The sequence below is a fragment of the Rhodoblastus sp. genome (assembly GCF_041915505.1).
In the GTDB taxonomy this organism is placed as follows: domain Bacteria; phylum Pseudomonadota; class Alphaproteobacteria; order Rhizobiales; family Beijerinckiaceae; genus Rhodoblastus.
In genome coordinates this window covers 1-12,449 of sequence record NZ_JAYSBG010000071.1, presented here as the reverse complement: position 1 = coordinate 12,449, position 12,449 = coordinate 1, and the positions used below count along the sequence as shown (strand labels likewise).

The 12,449-nt window shown below is 65.8% G+C and carries 12 protein-coding genes and 1 pseudogene; 7 read left to right on the top strand and 6 right to left on the bottom strand.

Features of this window, described 5'->3' with window-relative positions; genetic code table 11:
- The first annotated feature begins 33 nt into the window (after nt 1-33).
- Nucleotides 34-1,182, top strand: coding sequence for an extensin family protein (locus tag ACE3S9_RS06850; protein WP_374545695.1), 1,149 nt, complete (start codon nt 34-36; stop codon nt 1,180-1,182).
- Nucleotides 1,183-1,192: 10 nt separating this feature from the next.
- Here ACE3S9_RS06850 and ACE3S9_RS06845 read toward each other — a convergent pair whose 3' ends face one another.
- The 3 genes from ACE3S9_RS06845 to ACE3S9_RS06835 are packed head-to-tail and all read right to left on the bottom strand — an operon-like array spanning nt 1,193 to nt 2,860.
- Nucleotides 1,193-1,393 carry a DUF2158 domain-containing protein gene (locus ACE3S9_RS06845; protein WP_374545694.1) on the bottom strand — a complete coding sequence of 67 codons (201 nt, stop codon included), beginning with the start codon at nt 1,391-1,393 and terminating at the stop codon, nt 1,193-1,195.
- 58 nt (nt 1,394-1,451) lie between these two features.
- Nucleotides 1,452-2,348, bottom strand: a complete 897-nt coding sequence (gene hemF / locus ACE3S9_RS06840) for an oxygen-dependent coproporphyrinogen oxidase (protein WP_374545693.1) — start codon at nt 2,346-2,348, stop codon at nt 1,452-1,454.
- Nucleotides 2,345-2,860: a tRNA (cytidine(34)-2'-O)-methyltransferase gene (locus tag ACE3S9_RS06835; protein ID WP_374545692.1), complete on the bottom strand. Its 516-nt coding sequence runs from the start codon at nt 2,858-2,860 to the stop codon at nt 2,345-2,347. The genes hemF and ACE3S9_RS06835 overlap by 4 nt, the downstream gene beginning before the upstream one ends.
- 340 nt (nt 2,861-3,200) lie before the next feature.
- On the opposite strand from ACE3S9_RS06835, the gene petA reads away from it, so the two are divergent.
- From petA to ACE3S9_RS06820, 3 genes are all read left to right on the top strand, one after another.
- Nucleotides 3,201-3,719 (top strand): ubiquinol-cytochrome c reductase iron-sulfur subunit, encoded by a 519-nt coding sequence (petA, locus tag ACE3S9_RS06830; RefSeq protein WP_374545691.1) that lies wholly within the window; start codon nt 3,201-3,203, stop codon nt 3,717-3,719.
- A 62-nt stretch (nt 3,720-3,781) separates the two neighbouring features.
- On the top strand, nt 3,782-5,062 hold the full coding sequence (locus ACE3S9_RS06825; protein WP_374545690.1) for a cytochrome bc complex cytochrome b subunit: 1,281 nt from the start codon (nt 3,782-3,784) through the stop codon (nt 5,060-5,062).
- 25 nt (nt 5,063-5,087) lie between these two features.
- Entirely contained in the window at nt 5,088-5,927 is an 840-nt protein-coding gene (locus tag ACE3S9_RS06820) for a cytochrome c1 (protein ID WP_374545689.1), read from the top strand.
- Between the two features lie 73 nt (nt 5,928-6,000).
- On the opposite strand, the gene ACE3S9_RS06815 is transcribed toward ACE3S9_RS06820, so the two are convergent.
- A complete protein-coding gene (locus tag ACE3S9_RS06815) occupies nt 6,001-6,264 on the bottom strand; it encodes a KGG domain-containing protein (RefSeq protein WP_374545688.1) in 264 nt (87 codons plus the stop codon).
- Nucleotides 6,265-6,447: 183 nt separating this feature from the next.
- Here ACE3S9_RS06815 and fumC point away from each other — a divergent pair, with 183 nt between their 5' ends.
- Entirely contained in the window at nt 6,448-7,842 is a 1,395-nt protein-coding gene (gene fumC, locus ACE3S9_RS06810) for a class II fumarate hydratase (RefSeq protein WP_374545687.1), read from the top strand.
- On the opposite strand, the gene ACE3S9_RS06805 is transcribed toward fumC, so the two are convergent.
- A complete protein-coding gene (locus ACE3S9_RS06805; RefSeq protein WP_374545686.1) occupies nt 7,843-8,808 on the bottom strand; it encodes a heparan-alpha-glucosaminide N-acetyltransferase in 966 nt (321 codons plus the stop codon).
- Nucleotides 8,805-9,764 (bottom strand): hypothetical protein, encoded by a 960-nt coding sequence (locus tag ACE3S9_RS06800; protein ID WP_374545685.1) that lies wholly within the window; start codon nt 9,762-9,764, stop codon nt 8,805-8,807. Before ACE3S9_RS06800 ends, ACE3S9_RS06805 begins: the two co-directional genes overlap by 4 nt.
- 161 nt (nt 9,765-9,925) lie before the next feature.
- Here ACE3S9_RS06800 and ribA point away from each other — a divergent pair, with 161 nt between their 5' ends.
- Together ribA and ACE3S9_RS06790 are read left to right on the top strand one after the other, a co-directional pair.
- Nucleotides 9,926-11,029 (top strand): GTP cyclohydrolase II RibA, encoded by a 1,104-nt coding sequence (ribA, locus tag ACE3S9_RS06795; RefSeq protein WP_374545684.1) that lies wholly within the window; start codon nt 9,926-9,928, stop codon nt 11,027-11,029.
- Nucleotides 10,998-12,449: pseudogene (locus ACE3S9_RS06790) on the top strand (hypothetical protein); the annotation flags it as partial. The gene ribA and the pseudogene ACE3S9_RS06790, both read left to right, overlap by 32 nt.

Here is a 12,449-nt window from a genome sequence, read left to right as displayed (position 1 = left end):
GGGGATTAACGCGTCGGCCGCAGGAATCGCGACATGGCGCGTCGAAGCTTACCACTCCTCCTGCTCGCGATCGGGCTCGGCGGCCTCGCCGGATGCTCGAAATGGGAGCGCGCCGAACGTCCGGCCTGGCGCGCGCGCGCCGAAAACGCCTGTTTCGCGGAGCGCCGCGTCGCCATGTCGGCCTTTGTCCAGCCGGCGGCGCGTGAAATCGACGGCCCCTCGATCTGCGGCCTGACCAAGCCGCTGAAGGTCACCGCGCTGCAGAATGGCGCGGTGCTGTTCAATTCCACCCAGACGCTCGATTGCCCGATGGTGGCGGAGCTGGACGTCTGGCTCGCCGATGTCGTGCAGCCCGCCGCTCTGTCCCGCTTCGGGCAGAATGTCGTGCAGATCGAGTCAATGGGGTCTTATGCCTGCCGCGGCATGAACAACCAGATCGGCGCGCGGCTGTCGGAGCATTCCTTCGGCAACGCCCTCGACATTGGCGGCTTCCAGCTCGCCGACGGGCGAAAAATCACGCTGGTCCACGATTGGTGGCGGGGCGATCCGCAGACCCAGGCCTTTCTGCATGACCTGCACAATGGCGCCTGCGATCATTTCTCGACCGTGCTCGCCCCCGGGTCGAACCCCTTTCATTACAATCATATCCATGTCGATCTGGCCATGCATGGCATGACGTCGACGGGGCCGCGCCGCATCTGCAAACCGGCGCCGCAGAATACGGTCGCGCCGCCGCGCAAGGACAACCTGCCTGAAACGCCGGATTTCGACGACGATCTCGACATCGCTCAGGCCGGCGCGCCGCGCGCGGCCACCGCCTATGCCATGAGCGGCGGCGGCAATCTCGCGACGGCCGGCGTCGCGCCGGAGCCGCTGCGCCGTCCGCCGCCGCCGATCACGGTGGCGACCAAGGCGCCGATTGCGCCGGCTCCGGTCGCGTCCTATGCGAATGCGCCGATTCCGCCCGCTCCGATCGCCGCCACGCCTTTGCCAGCGCCGCCGCGCCGTCCCATCGGGATCGCGCCGGTGACGCTGCACGCCCAATTGCCGGAGGCCGACGCCGCGCCGCCGCGGCCCGGAACGAGGCAGGAAACGCGCGGCGCGTTGCGCGAAGACGGCGTCTATGTGCCGGAGGGATCGCCCACCGATTTCGATCTGCCGCCGCCGCGCCCGCGCCGCTGAGGGGAAGGCGTCAGTCTTCGTCTTCGTCGAGATCGTCTTCGTCGTCGAAGTCGATCAGGGCGAGGCAGGCGGCGGGAACGGTGGCGGAACGGATGGCGTCGTCGCTGTCCGCATACCAGACCACATCGACCGCATCCTTGGTCTGCTTGACGACGGTCATGCCGCGTCCGCCTGATTTCAATTGCACGACTTCGCCGGGTTTGAAGTCCATTTTTCCCTTGCTCCTCTTGTCTTTTCGCCCGCCGGTCGCGCGGGCGGTTGCGACGGCCTCAAGGCCATTTCACGATAGGCGGCATGGATGACAGAATGGAATCCACATTGCCGCCGGTGCGCAGGCCGAAAATCGTGCCGCGATCGTAAAGCAGGTTGAATTCGACATAGCGGCCGCGCCGCACGAGCTGCTCCTCTCGCTGCGCTTCCGTCCAGGCCTTGCCCGTATTGGCCTCGACCAGGCGCGGATATATGGCGAGAAAGGCTTCCCCCACCGAGCGCGTGAAGGCGAAGGCGGGATCGAAGGACTCGCCGCCGGCTTCGAGATAATCGTAGAAAATGCCGCCGGTCCCGCGCGGCTCGTTGCGGTGCTTGAGGAAGAAATACTCGTCGCACCAGGCCTTGAAGCGATCGTAATCCGCGACCCGGTGGCCCTCGCAGGCCTGTTTCATCGCGGCGTGAAAGGCGATCGTGTCCGGGTCGTCCTGCACGCGGCGGGCGTCGAGCACCGGCGTCAGGTCCGCGCCGCCGCCGAACCAGACGCGCGAGGTCGCGACCATGCGCGTATTCATATGGACGGCGGGGACATTGGGATTCCGGGGATGGACGATCAGCGAGATTCCCCCGGCCCAGAAGCGCGGGTCCTGATCGGCTCCGGGAATCTGGCGGGCGAATTCCGGCGCGAAGGTTCCATATACGGCGGAGCAATGCACGCCGGCCTTTTCGAACACGCGCCCCTTGAGCAGAGCCATCGTGCCGCCGCCGCCGGGCGCGCCGTCGTGATTTTTCCGCTCCCAGGGCGTGAGCGCGAATGTTCCGGGCGCGGCGTCCGCTTCGGCCAAGACGGCGTCGTCGCGGCGCTCCAGCGCCTCGAAAGCGGCGATGATGCGCGCCTGCAGCGCGCCGAACCACGCGACCGCCGCCTGTTTGCGCGCGTCCAGAATGGCGTCGCTCACGAAAATTCCTCCCTTGCGCCCGCGACGCGGTCGTCGCCGGCGAATCCCTTGGTTTGGCGCAGAGCTTCCCCCAAAACCATGGCCGCCGCCACCGCGACATTGAGCGAGCGCAAATCCGCGCGTATCGGAATGCGCAGCGCGGCATCCGCCGCCTGATGGACCTCCGGCGGCGCGCCGGCGGATTCCCGGCCGACCATCACGATATCGCCGGGCTGGAAAACGAAATCGGCGTAAGGCGTGTCGCCCTTCGTCGAAAGCAGCAGGAGCCTGCGGCCTGATGTCGCACGCCATTGCTCGAAAGCGCGCCAGGAGGGGTGACGCGCGATTCGCACATGATCGAGATAGTCCAGCCCGGCGCGGCGGAAATGCTTGTCGGAAATGGGGAATCCGGCCGGCTCGACAATGGCCGCGTCGATCCCGAGGCAGGCGCAGAGCCGCAGCATGGTCCCCGCATTTTGTGGAATGTCCGGCTGGAACAGAGCGAGACAGAGCGGCGTTTCGGCGGACGGCATGAGGCTGGATAGCATCGCTGCCGCGCCGCGCCAACAGTCTTCGGCCCGCGCCGCTTTTTTGGGCGGCCGCGCTTCTGCTCGTCCTTTAGGCGGAAAGCGGCGCGGTCTAAGCCTTTCTTCTTAGCGCGCTCTATGGACAATAGGGCGGAAAGGCGCCAAATAACGGCGCTTGCCCAAACAGGCCCGCCCCTCCGTCGCTCCCGCGCCTCGTCCGCTCCGGCCGCGCGGCCGGCGTTCCGGCGGAACCGCTTTTCGCCGCGCGGCGACGATTCGTTCGACGACGCGCGAAGTTCAATGGCTCCGCCTCCGTGGAGCCGCGCCAACGATTGGGGACGAACACTTGTCCAGCGCATCGACGGTCGAACCGACCCGCAGAGACTTCCTCTTCATCGCCACCGGGGCCCTGGCCGCCGTGGGCGCGGCCGCCGCCGTGTGGCCGCTGATCAACCAGATGAGCCCCGACGCCTCGACCCTCGCCCTGGCCTCGACCGAAGTCGATATCGGCTCGATCCCCGAGGGCCAGATCGTCACCATCAAATGGCGCGGCAAGCCGGTCTTCATCAGCCACCGCACGCCGACCGAGATCAAGGCGGCGGAAGACGTCAATATCGCCACTCTGCCCGATCCGCAGGCCGATTCGGCCCGCGTCCAGAAGCCGCAATGGCTGATCGTCGTCGGCGTCTGCACCCATCTCGGCTGCATTCCGCTCGGCCACCAGGGCGAATATGGCGGCTGGTTCTGTCCCTGCCACGGTTCGGTCTACGATACTTCGGGACGCATCCGTAAAGGCCCGGCGCCGCGCAATCTGGCCGTCCCGCAATATAGCTTCCTGTCCGACGCGAAAGTCAAAATCGGCTGATCGCCGTCCGGCTTACGCCGGACCGTTCCGCCCGTTCCAACGAATTTTCGAAGAGATACCAGATGCACGGACCCTCAACTTTCGAGTCGAACAACGGCGTGGTGAAGTGGCTTGAGGCCCGCCTGCCGATCCTGAGCTTCATGCATGGCTCCTTCGTCGCCTATCCGACGCCGAAGAACCTCAATTACTGGTGGACCTTCGGCGCCATCCTGTCCTTCATGCTGATCGCGCAGATCGTCACCGGCGTCGTGCTGACCATGCACTACACGCCGGAGTCGACGCTGGCCTTCTCCTCGGTCGAGAAGATCATGCGCGACGTGAACTGGGGCTGGATGCTGCGTTACGCCCACGCCAATGGCGCGTCCATGTTCTTCTTCGCCGTCTATATCCACATTTTCCGCGGCATCTATTACGGCTCCTACAAGGCCCCGCGCGAAGTGCTGTGGATCCTAGGCGTCATCATCTTCCTGCTGATGATGGCCACCGGCTTCATGGGCTATGTGCTGCCCTGGGGCCAGATGTCCTTCTGGGGCGCGACCGTCATCACCAATCTGTTCTCGGCCATTCCGCTGGTCGGCGACCAGATCACGATCTGGCTGTGGGGCGGCTATTCGGTCGACAACCCGACCCTGAACCGCTTCTTCGCGCTGCATTACCTGCTGCCCTTCATCATCTGCGCCGTCGTCGGCCTGCACGTCTGGGCGCTGCATGTCGTCGGCCAGAACAATCCCGATGGCGTCGAGATCAAGGATGTCGAGAAGGACACCGTGCCTTTCACGCCGCACGCCACCCTCAAGGACAGCCTGGGCATCGTCGTCTTCCTGCTGCTCTATTGCTGGTTCATCTTCTACATCCCGAACTATCTCGGCGACGCGGACAATTACATCCCCGCCAATCCGATGAAGACCCCGCCGCATATCGTGCCGGAATGGTATTTCCTGCCGTTCTACGCGATCCTGCGTTCGATCCCGGACAAGCTCGCGGGCGTCATCGCCATGTTCTCGGCGATCGCGGTGCTGGCCTTCCTGCCCTGGCTGGACACCTCCAAGGTGCGCTCGGCCAAATATCGCCCGATCTACAAGATCTTCTTCTGGATCTTCGTGGTCTGCGCCGTGGGCCTGGGTTATCTCGGCGCCATGCCTCCGGAAGGCGGCTATGTGCTCGCCGCCCGCATTCTCTCCGTGGGCTATTTCTCCTTCTTCCTGATCGTTCTGCCGCTGCTCGGGCTGTTCGAGAAGACCAAGCCGGTCCCGGCCTCCATCGCTGACGCGGTGCTCGCCAAGAGCGGGTCCGCCTCGTCGGTCGCGGCGGGCGCCGCCTCCGCTCCGCAGACCAAGGGCTGACCGGCCGCATTCGAGGAACAGAACAATGGCTTTCACCAAGACGTTCGGTATCGCGACGGCGGCTCTGCTCGGCGTGGTCGCCTTCTCCACACTGGCCTTCAGCGCGGAAGAAGGCGGCGGACACGAAACGCCGAATCCGACCCGCCAGAGCTGGGTCTTCGCCGGCCCGTTCGGCGCCTTCGACCAGGCCCAGTTGCAGCGTGGCTTCAAGATCTACAAGGAAGTCTGCTCGAACTGCCACGAGCTGCACATCCCGATGCGCACGCTCGCCCAGCCGGGCGGCCCGGGCTTCACCGAGGAGCAGGTCAAGACGCTGGCGGCGACCTATACGGTCCACGACGGTCCGAACCTGCAGGGCGAGATGTTCGACCGTCCCGGCCGTCCGTCGGATTATTTCCCGGCGCCGTTCCCCAATCCGGAAGCCGCCGCCGCCTCGCTCGGCGCCGCGCCGCCGGACATGTCGCTGCTCGCCAAGTCGATCAAATATGAGCGCGGCTTCCCGAACTTCGTGTTCGACGCTCTGCCGATCCCCGGCGGCATGTATCAGGAAGTCGGGCCGGACCTGATCTTCGCGATCCTGAACGGCTATACCAAGGACGACGATCCGAACTGGAATCTCTATTTCCCGGGCCACCGGATCGCCATGGGCAAGCCGCTGACCGCCGGCCAGGTCGACTATACCGACGGCACGCCGACAACGCTGGAGCAATATGCCCGCGACGTCTCGGCCTTCCTGTACTGGGCGGCCGAGCCGACCATGGAGCAGCGCAAGCGCGTCGGCGCGCGCGTGATGATCTTCCTGCTGGTTCTGGCCGGATTGCTCTATTTCACCAAGAAGCGGATATGGGCCGATGTTGCGCACTGAGTTGGCGCACTGAACTGGCGCACTGGTCGCTCGACAGACGTTAAAGAGGCCCCTTCGGGGGCCTCTTTTTCGTTCAACGCTCGGTTTCGGCGCCGGCGTGGGCCGCGCGCCCTCCCTTGCGCCCCGCCGTCTTGGCGAGGTCCTTGTCGCGGGCGAAACTGCGGTTGGTCGGACTGACGCTGCGACCGCCCTTGCGCCCGGCCTCCGCGGCCAGTTCGGCGTTCTGGGAAAAACTTCTCTTTTCGCGTGGAACGCTTTCGCCGCCCTTGCGCGCGATCGCGCGCTGCTTTTCCGGGTCCATCGAGGCGAAGCCTCTAGCCTTCTTGGTCGTCTCCATGTGGCATATCCTTGCGGCGCCGCGCGCGAGGGCGCGCCCTCGGACGGGATGTCTTTTGAAACGCGCGAACCGCCGTTAGGGTGCAACTTTTCGGAATCACCAAATCGTGAAAGGCGGGCAGGACATTTCGTCCGGCCGACGCCCATTTTTTAGACTGACATTCTCAGCCCATCGAGGCCCGCCATGACTCATCACCGCACGGAAACCGATTCCTTCGGCCCGATCGAAGTCGCCGACGACCGGCTGTGGGGCGCGCAGACCGAGCGCTCCCTGCGCAATTTCGCCATTGGCGGCCAATTGATGCCGCGCGAGATCATCCACGCTTTGGCTTTGGGCAAGAAGGCGGCGGCCAAGGTCAATGCCGAACTCGGCGCGCTCGATCCGAAGCTCGCGGCCGAGATCGTCGCGGCGGCGGATGAGATCGTCTCCGGTCGGCTCGACGATCATTTTCCGCTCAAGGTCTGGCAGACGGGATCGGGCACCCAGAGCCACATGAACGTCAATGAAGTGATCGCCAATCGCGCCAATGAATCCTTCGGCGCGGCGCGCGGGGCCAAGGCGCCGGTCCATCCCAACGATCACGTCAATCTGGGTCAGTCCTCGAACGATTCCTTCCCGACCGCCATGCATGTCGCGGCGGCGCTGACGGTGACGCAAAATCTGCTCCCCGCCTTGCGCCAGCTCGAAACCAGCCTGCGCGCCAAGGCGGAGGCCTTTTCCAGCCTCATCAAGATCGGCCGCACCCATTTGCAGGACGCCACGCCGGTGACGCTGGGCCAGGAATTTTCCGGCTATGTGACGCAGGTCGGGGCGGGCGTCGCGCGCATCGAGGCGACCTTGCCCGGGCTTTACGCTCTGGCGCAAGGCGGAACGGCGGTCGGCACCGGGCTCAACGCGCGCAAGGGCTTCGCCGAGAAATTCGCCCATGAACTCGCCCGCGAAACCGGCCTGCCGTTCAAGCCGGCGGCCAATCTTTTCGAGGCGCTGGCCAGTCATGACGCCTTGGTCTTCGCCCATGGCGCGCTGGAGGCGGCGGCGACGGGCCTGTTCAAGATCGCCGGCGACATCCGCCTCGCCGGCAGCGGGCCGCGCGCCGGCCTCGGCGAATTGATCCTGCCCGCCAATGAGCCCGGCTCCTCGATCATGCCGGGCAAGGTCAATCCGACCCAGGTCGAGGCTTTGACCATGGTTTGCGCACGGGTGTTCGGCAATCAGGCGACCATCGCCTTCGCCGCGTCGCAGGGCCATTTCGAACTCAATGTCTACAAACCCGTGATCGCTTTCGCCTTTCTGGAAAGCGTGCGCCTGCTGGCCGATTCCGCGCGCAGTTTCGCGACCCATTGCGTCGACGGGCTCGCCGTCGACGGCAGCAGGCTCGATGAGACGATGCGACGCTCGCTGATGCTGGTGACGGCGCTGACGCCGAAGATCGGCTATGACAAGGCGGCGAAAATCGCCAAGACGGCGCATGAGAACGGAACCAGCCTGCGCGAGGAGGCGATCCGGCTCGGCTATGTCAGCGGCGAGGATTACGACGCCTGGGTGCGGCCCGAGGACATGCTGGCGCCGAAGGACTGATCATCGCGCCTGGCTGTCGCCGAAACAGGCGATGATGTCGTCATGGGCGCGGAGCTTCTGCTCGGGCGCGAGCGCGCTGCGGTTCATGGGCAGCCAGTAACCGGCGGCCTTGGCGCGACCGACGACGCAGGCGCAGGTCCGCTGGCAAAGATCGGCCTCGCTGGTGTCGGCGACGCATTGCGCCGCGCATTGAGCCACGAAAGCCTGTTCCCGGCCCGGCGAAACCACGGCCATGGCCAGTAGGGAAAACAGGCCGAACAGCAGCGGCTGATGGATGAGATAGAAGACCAGCGAATGGCGGCCGCAAAAGGCGAGGCCGCGCGTCAGCGGATCGCGGCGGTCTGCTTCGGATGCGGTCCCGCGACGGACCAGCATTCGCCCCAAGGCCACGCCGAACAGCACGAAGGCCAGCCACGGCAGCAGCGGGCGGAAATCATTGCTCGACGGCTCGAATGTGCCAAGGCCGGTCCACCACAAGGCCGGCGCGTCGAAGAAGGACGCGGCGAACAATCTTGGCGCGGCGAGGGCGAGCGCGCCGGCCGCGAGTGGAATCCAGACGGGCGCGGCGACCAGCGGCGCGGCGATCAGGCTCGCCAGCGCGATGCAATGGAGAATGCCGAAAAAGATCGGCGTTTCGGGGAACAGCCAATAGGAGGCCGCGCTGATCGCGCCCGCCGCGACGACGATTGTCGCCCAGCGTCGCCAGAAGGCGCGGCTCTTCAGCAGGGGCCCGCGCGCCGCCTCGGCGAGCACGAGGCTGACGCCAACCAGCAGCAGAAAGCTTGCGGCAATGGCGTGGCCGAGCCAGTGAAAGCCGACTGACACCGGAATAGCCCGGTCGACCCAACCGAAATAGGCCAGGTCCCAGGTCAGATGAAAGCCGACCATCGCCCAGAGCGCGAGGCCGCGCGCGGAATCGACCCAGCCGAGGCGGGGGCGTTTGGGGAGCGGCGCGGCGTCGGTCATGGCCGGAAGCGCGAGAAGACCATGTCCGGCGCGGAGAGATTATGGCGCGAGGCCGAATGGCGGCCCGCCCAAAGCTCGGTGACGAGCGCGCCGGGGAAGGTCAGGATCGGGGCCTCCTCCCAGCCCTTGCCGTCCCGCACGCGCCAGGCGACGCGGGCGACATCGGCATTGCTCTCGTTGGCGAACATCGAGCGCAGCGCTGCGAAGGGCAGATTGTCAGGCATGGCGCCGGAATAAGCGACGTCGAGCGCGACATGATCCTGATCGACCATCTTGACCGTCACGGTGGCGGAGCCGCCGCGGACGAAATTCAGCGTGAAGGCCTTTTTGGCGGGATCGAAGGCGATATCCTTGATCGCGACGATCGGCCGGGGGCCGCCGGGCCCGTCCTGGACCTCAAGCGGGCCGATCTGGAACGACGAGCCATAGGCCGTCCAGCGCATGTCGCCGAAGGGCAGGGGGCGGATGCGCCAGTTGCCGTCCGACGGATAGAGCACGAGAATCTCCTCGGCGCGCTCGCGATAAAGCATCCAGAGCTGGATATAGTTGAAGCCCGGCTCGACATGGTCGCCAACCTTGACCGGCACATTGGCCGGGCGCCAGAAGTCCGGATCGGTCAAGCCGGTCAGCCACAGGGTCGGCGATTCGAAAAAAGTCTTGCGCGGCAGCGCGCCTTCGCCGTGCGGAATATTGCAGGAGGAAAAATCCGGCGCCCAGCGGTCCGTGCCGATCATGCCGATATAGGACGGATGCGTCGCCTGGACGGTGAATTGGCGCACGTCTGGCGAGATGAAATCCAGTTCGACATTGTCGCGCTCGGCGCAAAGTTCCGGCGTGGATTTGTTGACGACCTTCACCGCCAGCTCATTGACGAGATCCTTGGCGCCCTCGGCGCGGGCGGTCAAGGCGGGGGCGGCGAGGCAGCAAAGCAAAGCGGCGAGACGAAAAAGGCGCATGGGAGCATCCGAAAACGAAGCTTTGGCTTTAGGACGGCGGCGCGGGCAAGGCAAGCGCCCGCCTTTTCGCGCTTAAAGCTGGTTCTCGCGCCGCGAAGTGATTATGTAGGGGACGCCGCCCGGGCTAAGGCCAGGCGGCGCGAACAGGGTTGTCATAGCAAATGACGGATATTTCGGCTCTTTTTTCTTCGCCCGCGATCTCCGGCGCGGTCGGCGTCGAGCGCGCGGTCGCAGAATTGCGCGCCGGCCGGCCGATCGTCCTCAGCGAAGCCGCCGTCCGCCTGCTGGTCTTTCCCGCCGAAAATCTCGACCGTGACGTCGCCGCCGTCCTGCAAAATCTGGCCGGGGGCCGCGCCAATCTGATCCTGTCCGCGCAGCGCCTGCGCCGGCTCGGCGTCGAGCGCAGCGCGCCCGGCCTGATCGCCATGCCGACGATCGATGTCGAGCGCGTCGGCGCGCTGCTGGCGGATGAGAACGCCCATATCGACGCGCCGGTTTCGGCGCCGGGCGCGGCCGACGAGGCGGCGCTGGACCTGCTGCGTTTCGCCACTTTGCTGCCCGGCGCGCTGGTGGTTCCGCTGCGCGATCCCCTGCCGCAATTGCAGGAAGTCAACGGCTGCGACGTGCGCTCCTATCGCGCCAAAAAGGTGCTGTCGCTGCATCTGGTCGGCCGCGCGCCGGTGCCGCTCGAAGGCGCGCCCAATTCCGAAATCGCAGTGTTTCGCGGCGGAGAGGGCCTGCGCGATCAGGCGGCCGTGATCGTCGGCAAGCCCGACCTTTCCGGCCCGGTGGCTGTCCGGCTGCATTCGGCCTGCCTCACCGGAGACCTGTTCGGCTCGCTCAAATGCGATTGCGGCGACCAATTGCGCCACACCGCCCGCTTGATGGCCGAAAATGGCGGCGGCGTGATCCTCTATCTGGATCAGGAAGGGCGCGGCAATGGCCTCGCCAACAAGGTGCGCGCCTATTCGCTGCAGGCGCAGGGCCATGACACCTATGACGCCGACGAAATCCTCGGCTTCGGCCTCGACCAGCGCCGCTTCGGCTATGCCGCGCGCATGCTCGACCTGCTCGGCGTGACGCGGGTGCGGCTGATGACCAATAATCCGGCCAAGATCGAGGCCCTGCGCGCGGCCGGGCTCGACGTGACGGACCAGCGCATCCAGGGCCGGCCGACGCCGCAGAACATTCATTATCTCGCCACCAAGCGTGACAGAGCGGGCCATTATCTTGATGTCGATCTCCCCCCCGCCGGCGGCGGCTGAATCCAGGTCCGTTTTTTATTTCGCGCTTTTCGTCTTCCTGCTCGCCAGCCTCTATCTGGCCTGGCCCTGGCTGTCCGGGCAGGTGACGATTCCGTGGGATTCCAAGGCGCATTTCCAGCCCCAGCTTTCCTTCCTGGCCCATGCGCTGCACAGCGGCCAGTCGCCGTTCTGGAATCCGCATGTCTTCGCTGGCATGCCGCAGATCGCCGACCCGCAATCGCTGATCTTCTCGCCGCCTTATCTGTTGCTGGCGGCGCTGGTTCCCGAGCCGACCTTCCAGCAGGCCGACGCCGTCGCTTATCTGATGCTGACGCTCGGCGGCATTGGCTGGATGCTCTATTTCCGTGATCGCGGCTGGCGCGCGGCGGGCGGGCTGGTCGCGGCGCTCGCTTTCGCTTATGGCGGTTCGGCGGCGTGGCGCATCCAGCATACCGGACAGATCCTGAGCCTGTCGTGGTTTCCGCTCGCCTTCTGGGCGCTCAACCGGGCGCTGGACCGCGCCTCTTTTTCATGGGGCGCGCTGGCGGGCTTGTTCGCCGCCTTCATGGTGCTCGGTCGCGACCAGATCGCCTGGCTGTTCGTCCTGACCCTCATCGCTTTCGTGGCGTGGCGGCTGTTTTCGCCGCTGGACAGCGATCGTCACGGCTTTTTTGCGCGGCTCGGCCGCATGGTCAAACCTCTGTTCGGCGGGCTGCTCGTCGGATTGACCGTAGTAGGGCCGAACCTGCTCTGGACCCTCGCTCTGGCGAACCAGTCCAACCGCGCCGAAATCACGCTGGAAGGCGCGATGCGCGGCTCGCTCCATCCGGCCTCGCTGCTGACGGCTCTGGTCGCCAATCTCTATGATATTCACGGACCGCAATCGACCTTCTGGGGGCCGCCCTCGACCGGTTGGGGTGAAACCGGGCTCTATATCGCGCGCAATATGGGCGAGATCTATTTCGGCGCCTTGCCCTTCCTCGCCCTGATCGCGCTGGGTTTCGGGCGGCTCTGGGCCTTTGCGCGGCCGATGCGCTTCTTCACGATCGCCATGCTGGCCATGGCGATCTACGCCTTCGGCAAATATACGCCGGTTTTCGCCGCTTTGTTCGACGTGCCGGGGGCCAATCTGTTCCGGCGCCCGGCCGACGCCACCTTTCCGCTCTGCGTCCTCGCCGGTGTGATCGGCGGCTATTGCGTCGCGCGCTTCATAGACTCGGAGCCGGACAAGCGCGCGCGCGCCATCGCTTTGGCTCTGGTCGGGACGCTTTATGCGCTCACCCTCGGTGTCGCCGCCGCCAAGGGCCATTTCGCCGCCGCTCTGCCGGCGATCGGCTTTTCGTTGCTCTGCGCGGCCTTGTCAGTCGCGGCCTTGCTGGGCGCGCGGCGCTGGCGCGCGGCGCCGGCTTTCGGCGTGTTGCTGGTCGGCGTCGCGCTGACC

Excerpts from the sequence above, each read along its gene's own strand:
- ACE3S9_RS06850 (WP_374545695.1), top strand. The coding sequence starts at position 34 with ATGGCGCGTCGAAGCTTACCACTCCTCCTGCTCGCGATCGGGCTCGGC.
- ACE3S9_RS06845 (WP_374545694.1), bottom strand. The coding sequence starts at position 1,393 with ATGGACTTCAAACCCGGCGAAGTCGTGCAATTGAAATCAGGCGGACGC.
- ACE3S9_RS06835 (WP_374545692.1), bottom strand. The coding sequence starts at position 2,860 with ATGCCGTCCGCCGAAACGCCGCTCTGTCTCGCTCTGTTCCAGCCGGAC.
- ACE3S9_RS06825 (WP_374545690.1), top strand. The coding sequence starts at position 3,782 with ATGCACGGACCCTCAACTTTCGAGTCGAACAACGGCGTGGTGAAGTGG.
- ACE3S9_RS06820 (WP_374545689.1), top strand. The coding sequence starts at position 5,088 with ATGGCTTTCACCAAGACGTTCGGTATCGCGACGGCGGCTCTGCTCGGC.
- ACE3S9_RS06815 (WP_374545688.1), bottom strand. The coding sequence starts at position 6,264 with ATGGAGACGACCAAGAAGGCTAGAGGCTTCGCCTCGATGGACCCGGAA.
- fumC (WP_374545687.1), top strand. The coding sequence starts at position 6,448 with ATGACTCATCACCGCACGGAAACCGATTCCTTCGGCCCGATCGAAGTC.
- ACE3S9_RS06805 (WP_374545686.1), bottom strand. The coding sequence starts at position 8,808 with ATGACCGACGCCGCGCCGCTCCCCAAACGCCCCCGCCTCGGCTGGGTC.
- ACE3S9_RS06800 (WP_374545685.1), bottom strand. The coding sequence starts at position 9,764 with ATGCGCCTTTTTCGTCTCGCCGCTTTGCTTTGCTGCCTCGCCGCCCCC.
- ribA (WP_374545684.1), top strand. The coding sequence starts at position 9,926 with ATGACGGATATTTCGGCTCTTTTTTCTTCGCCCGCGATCTCCGGCGCG.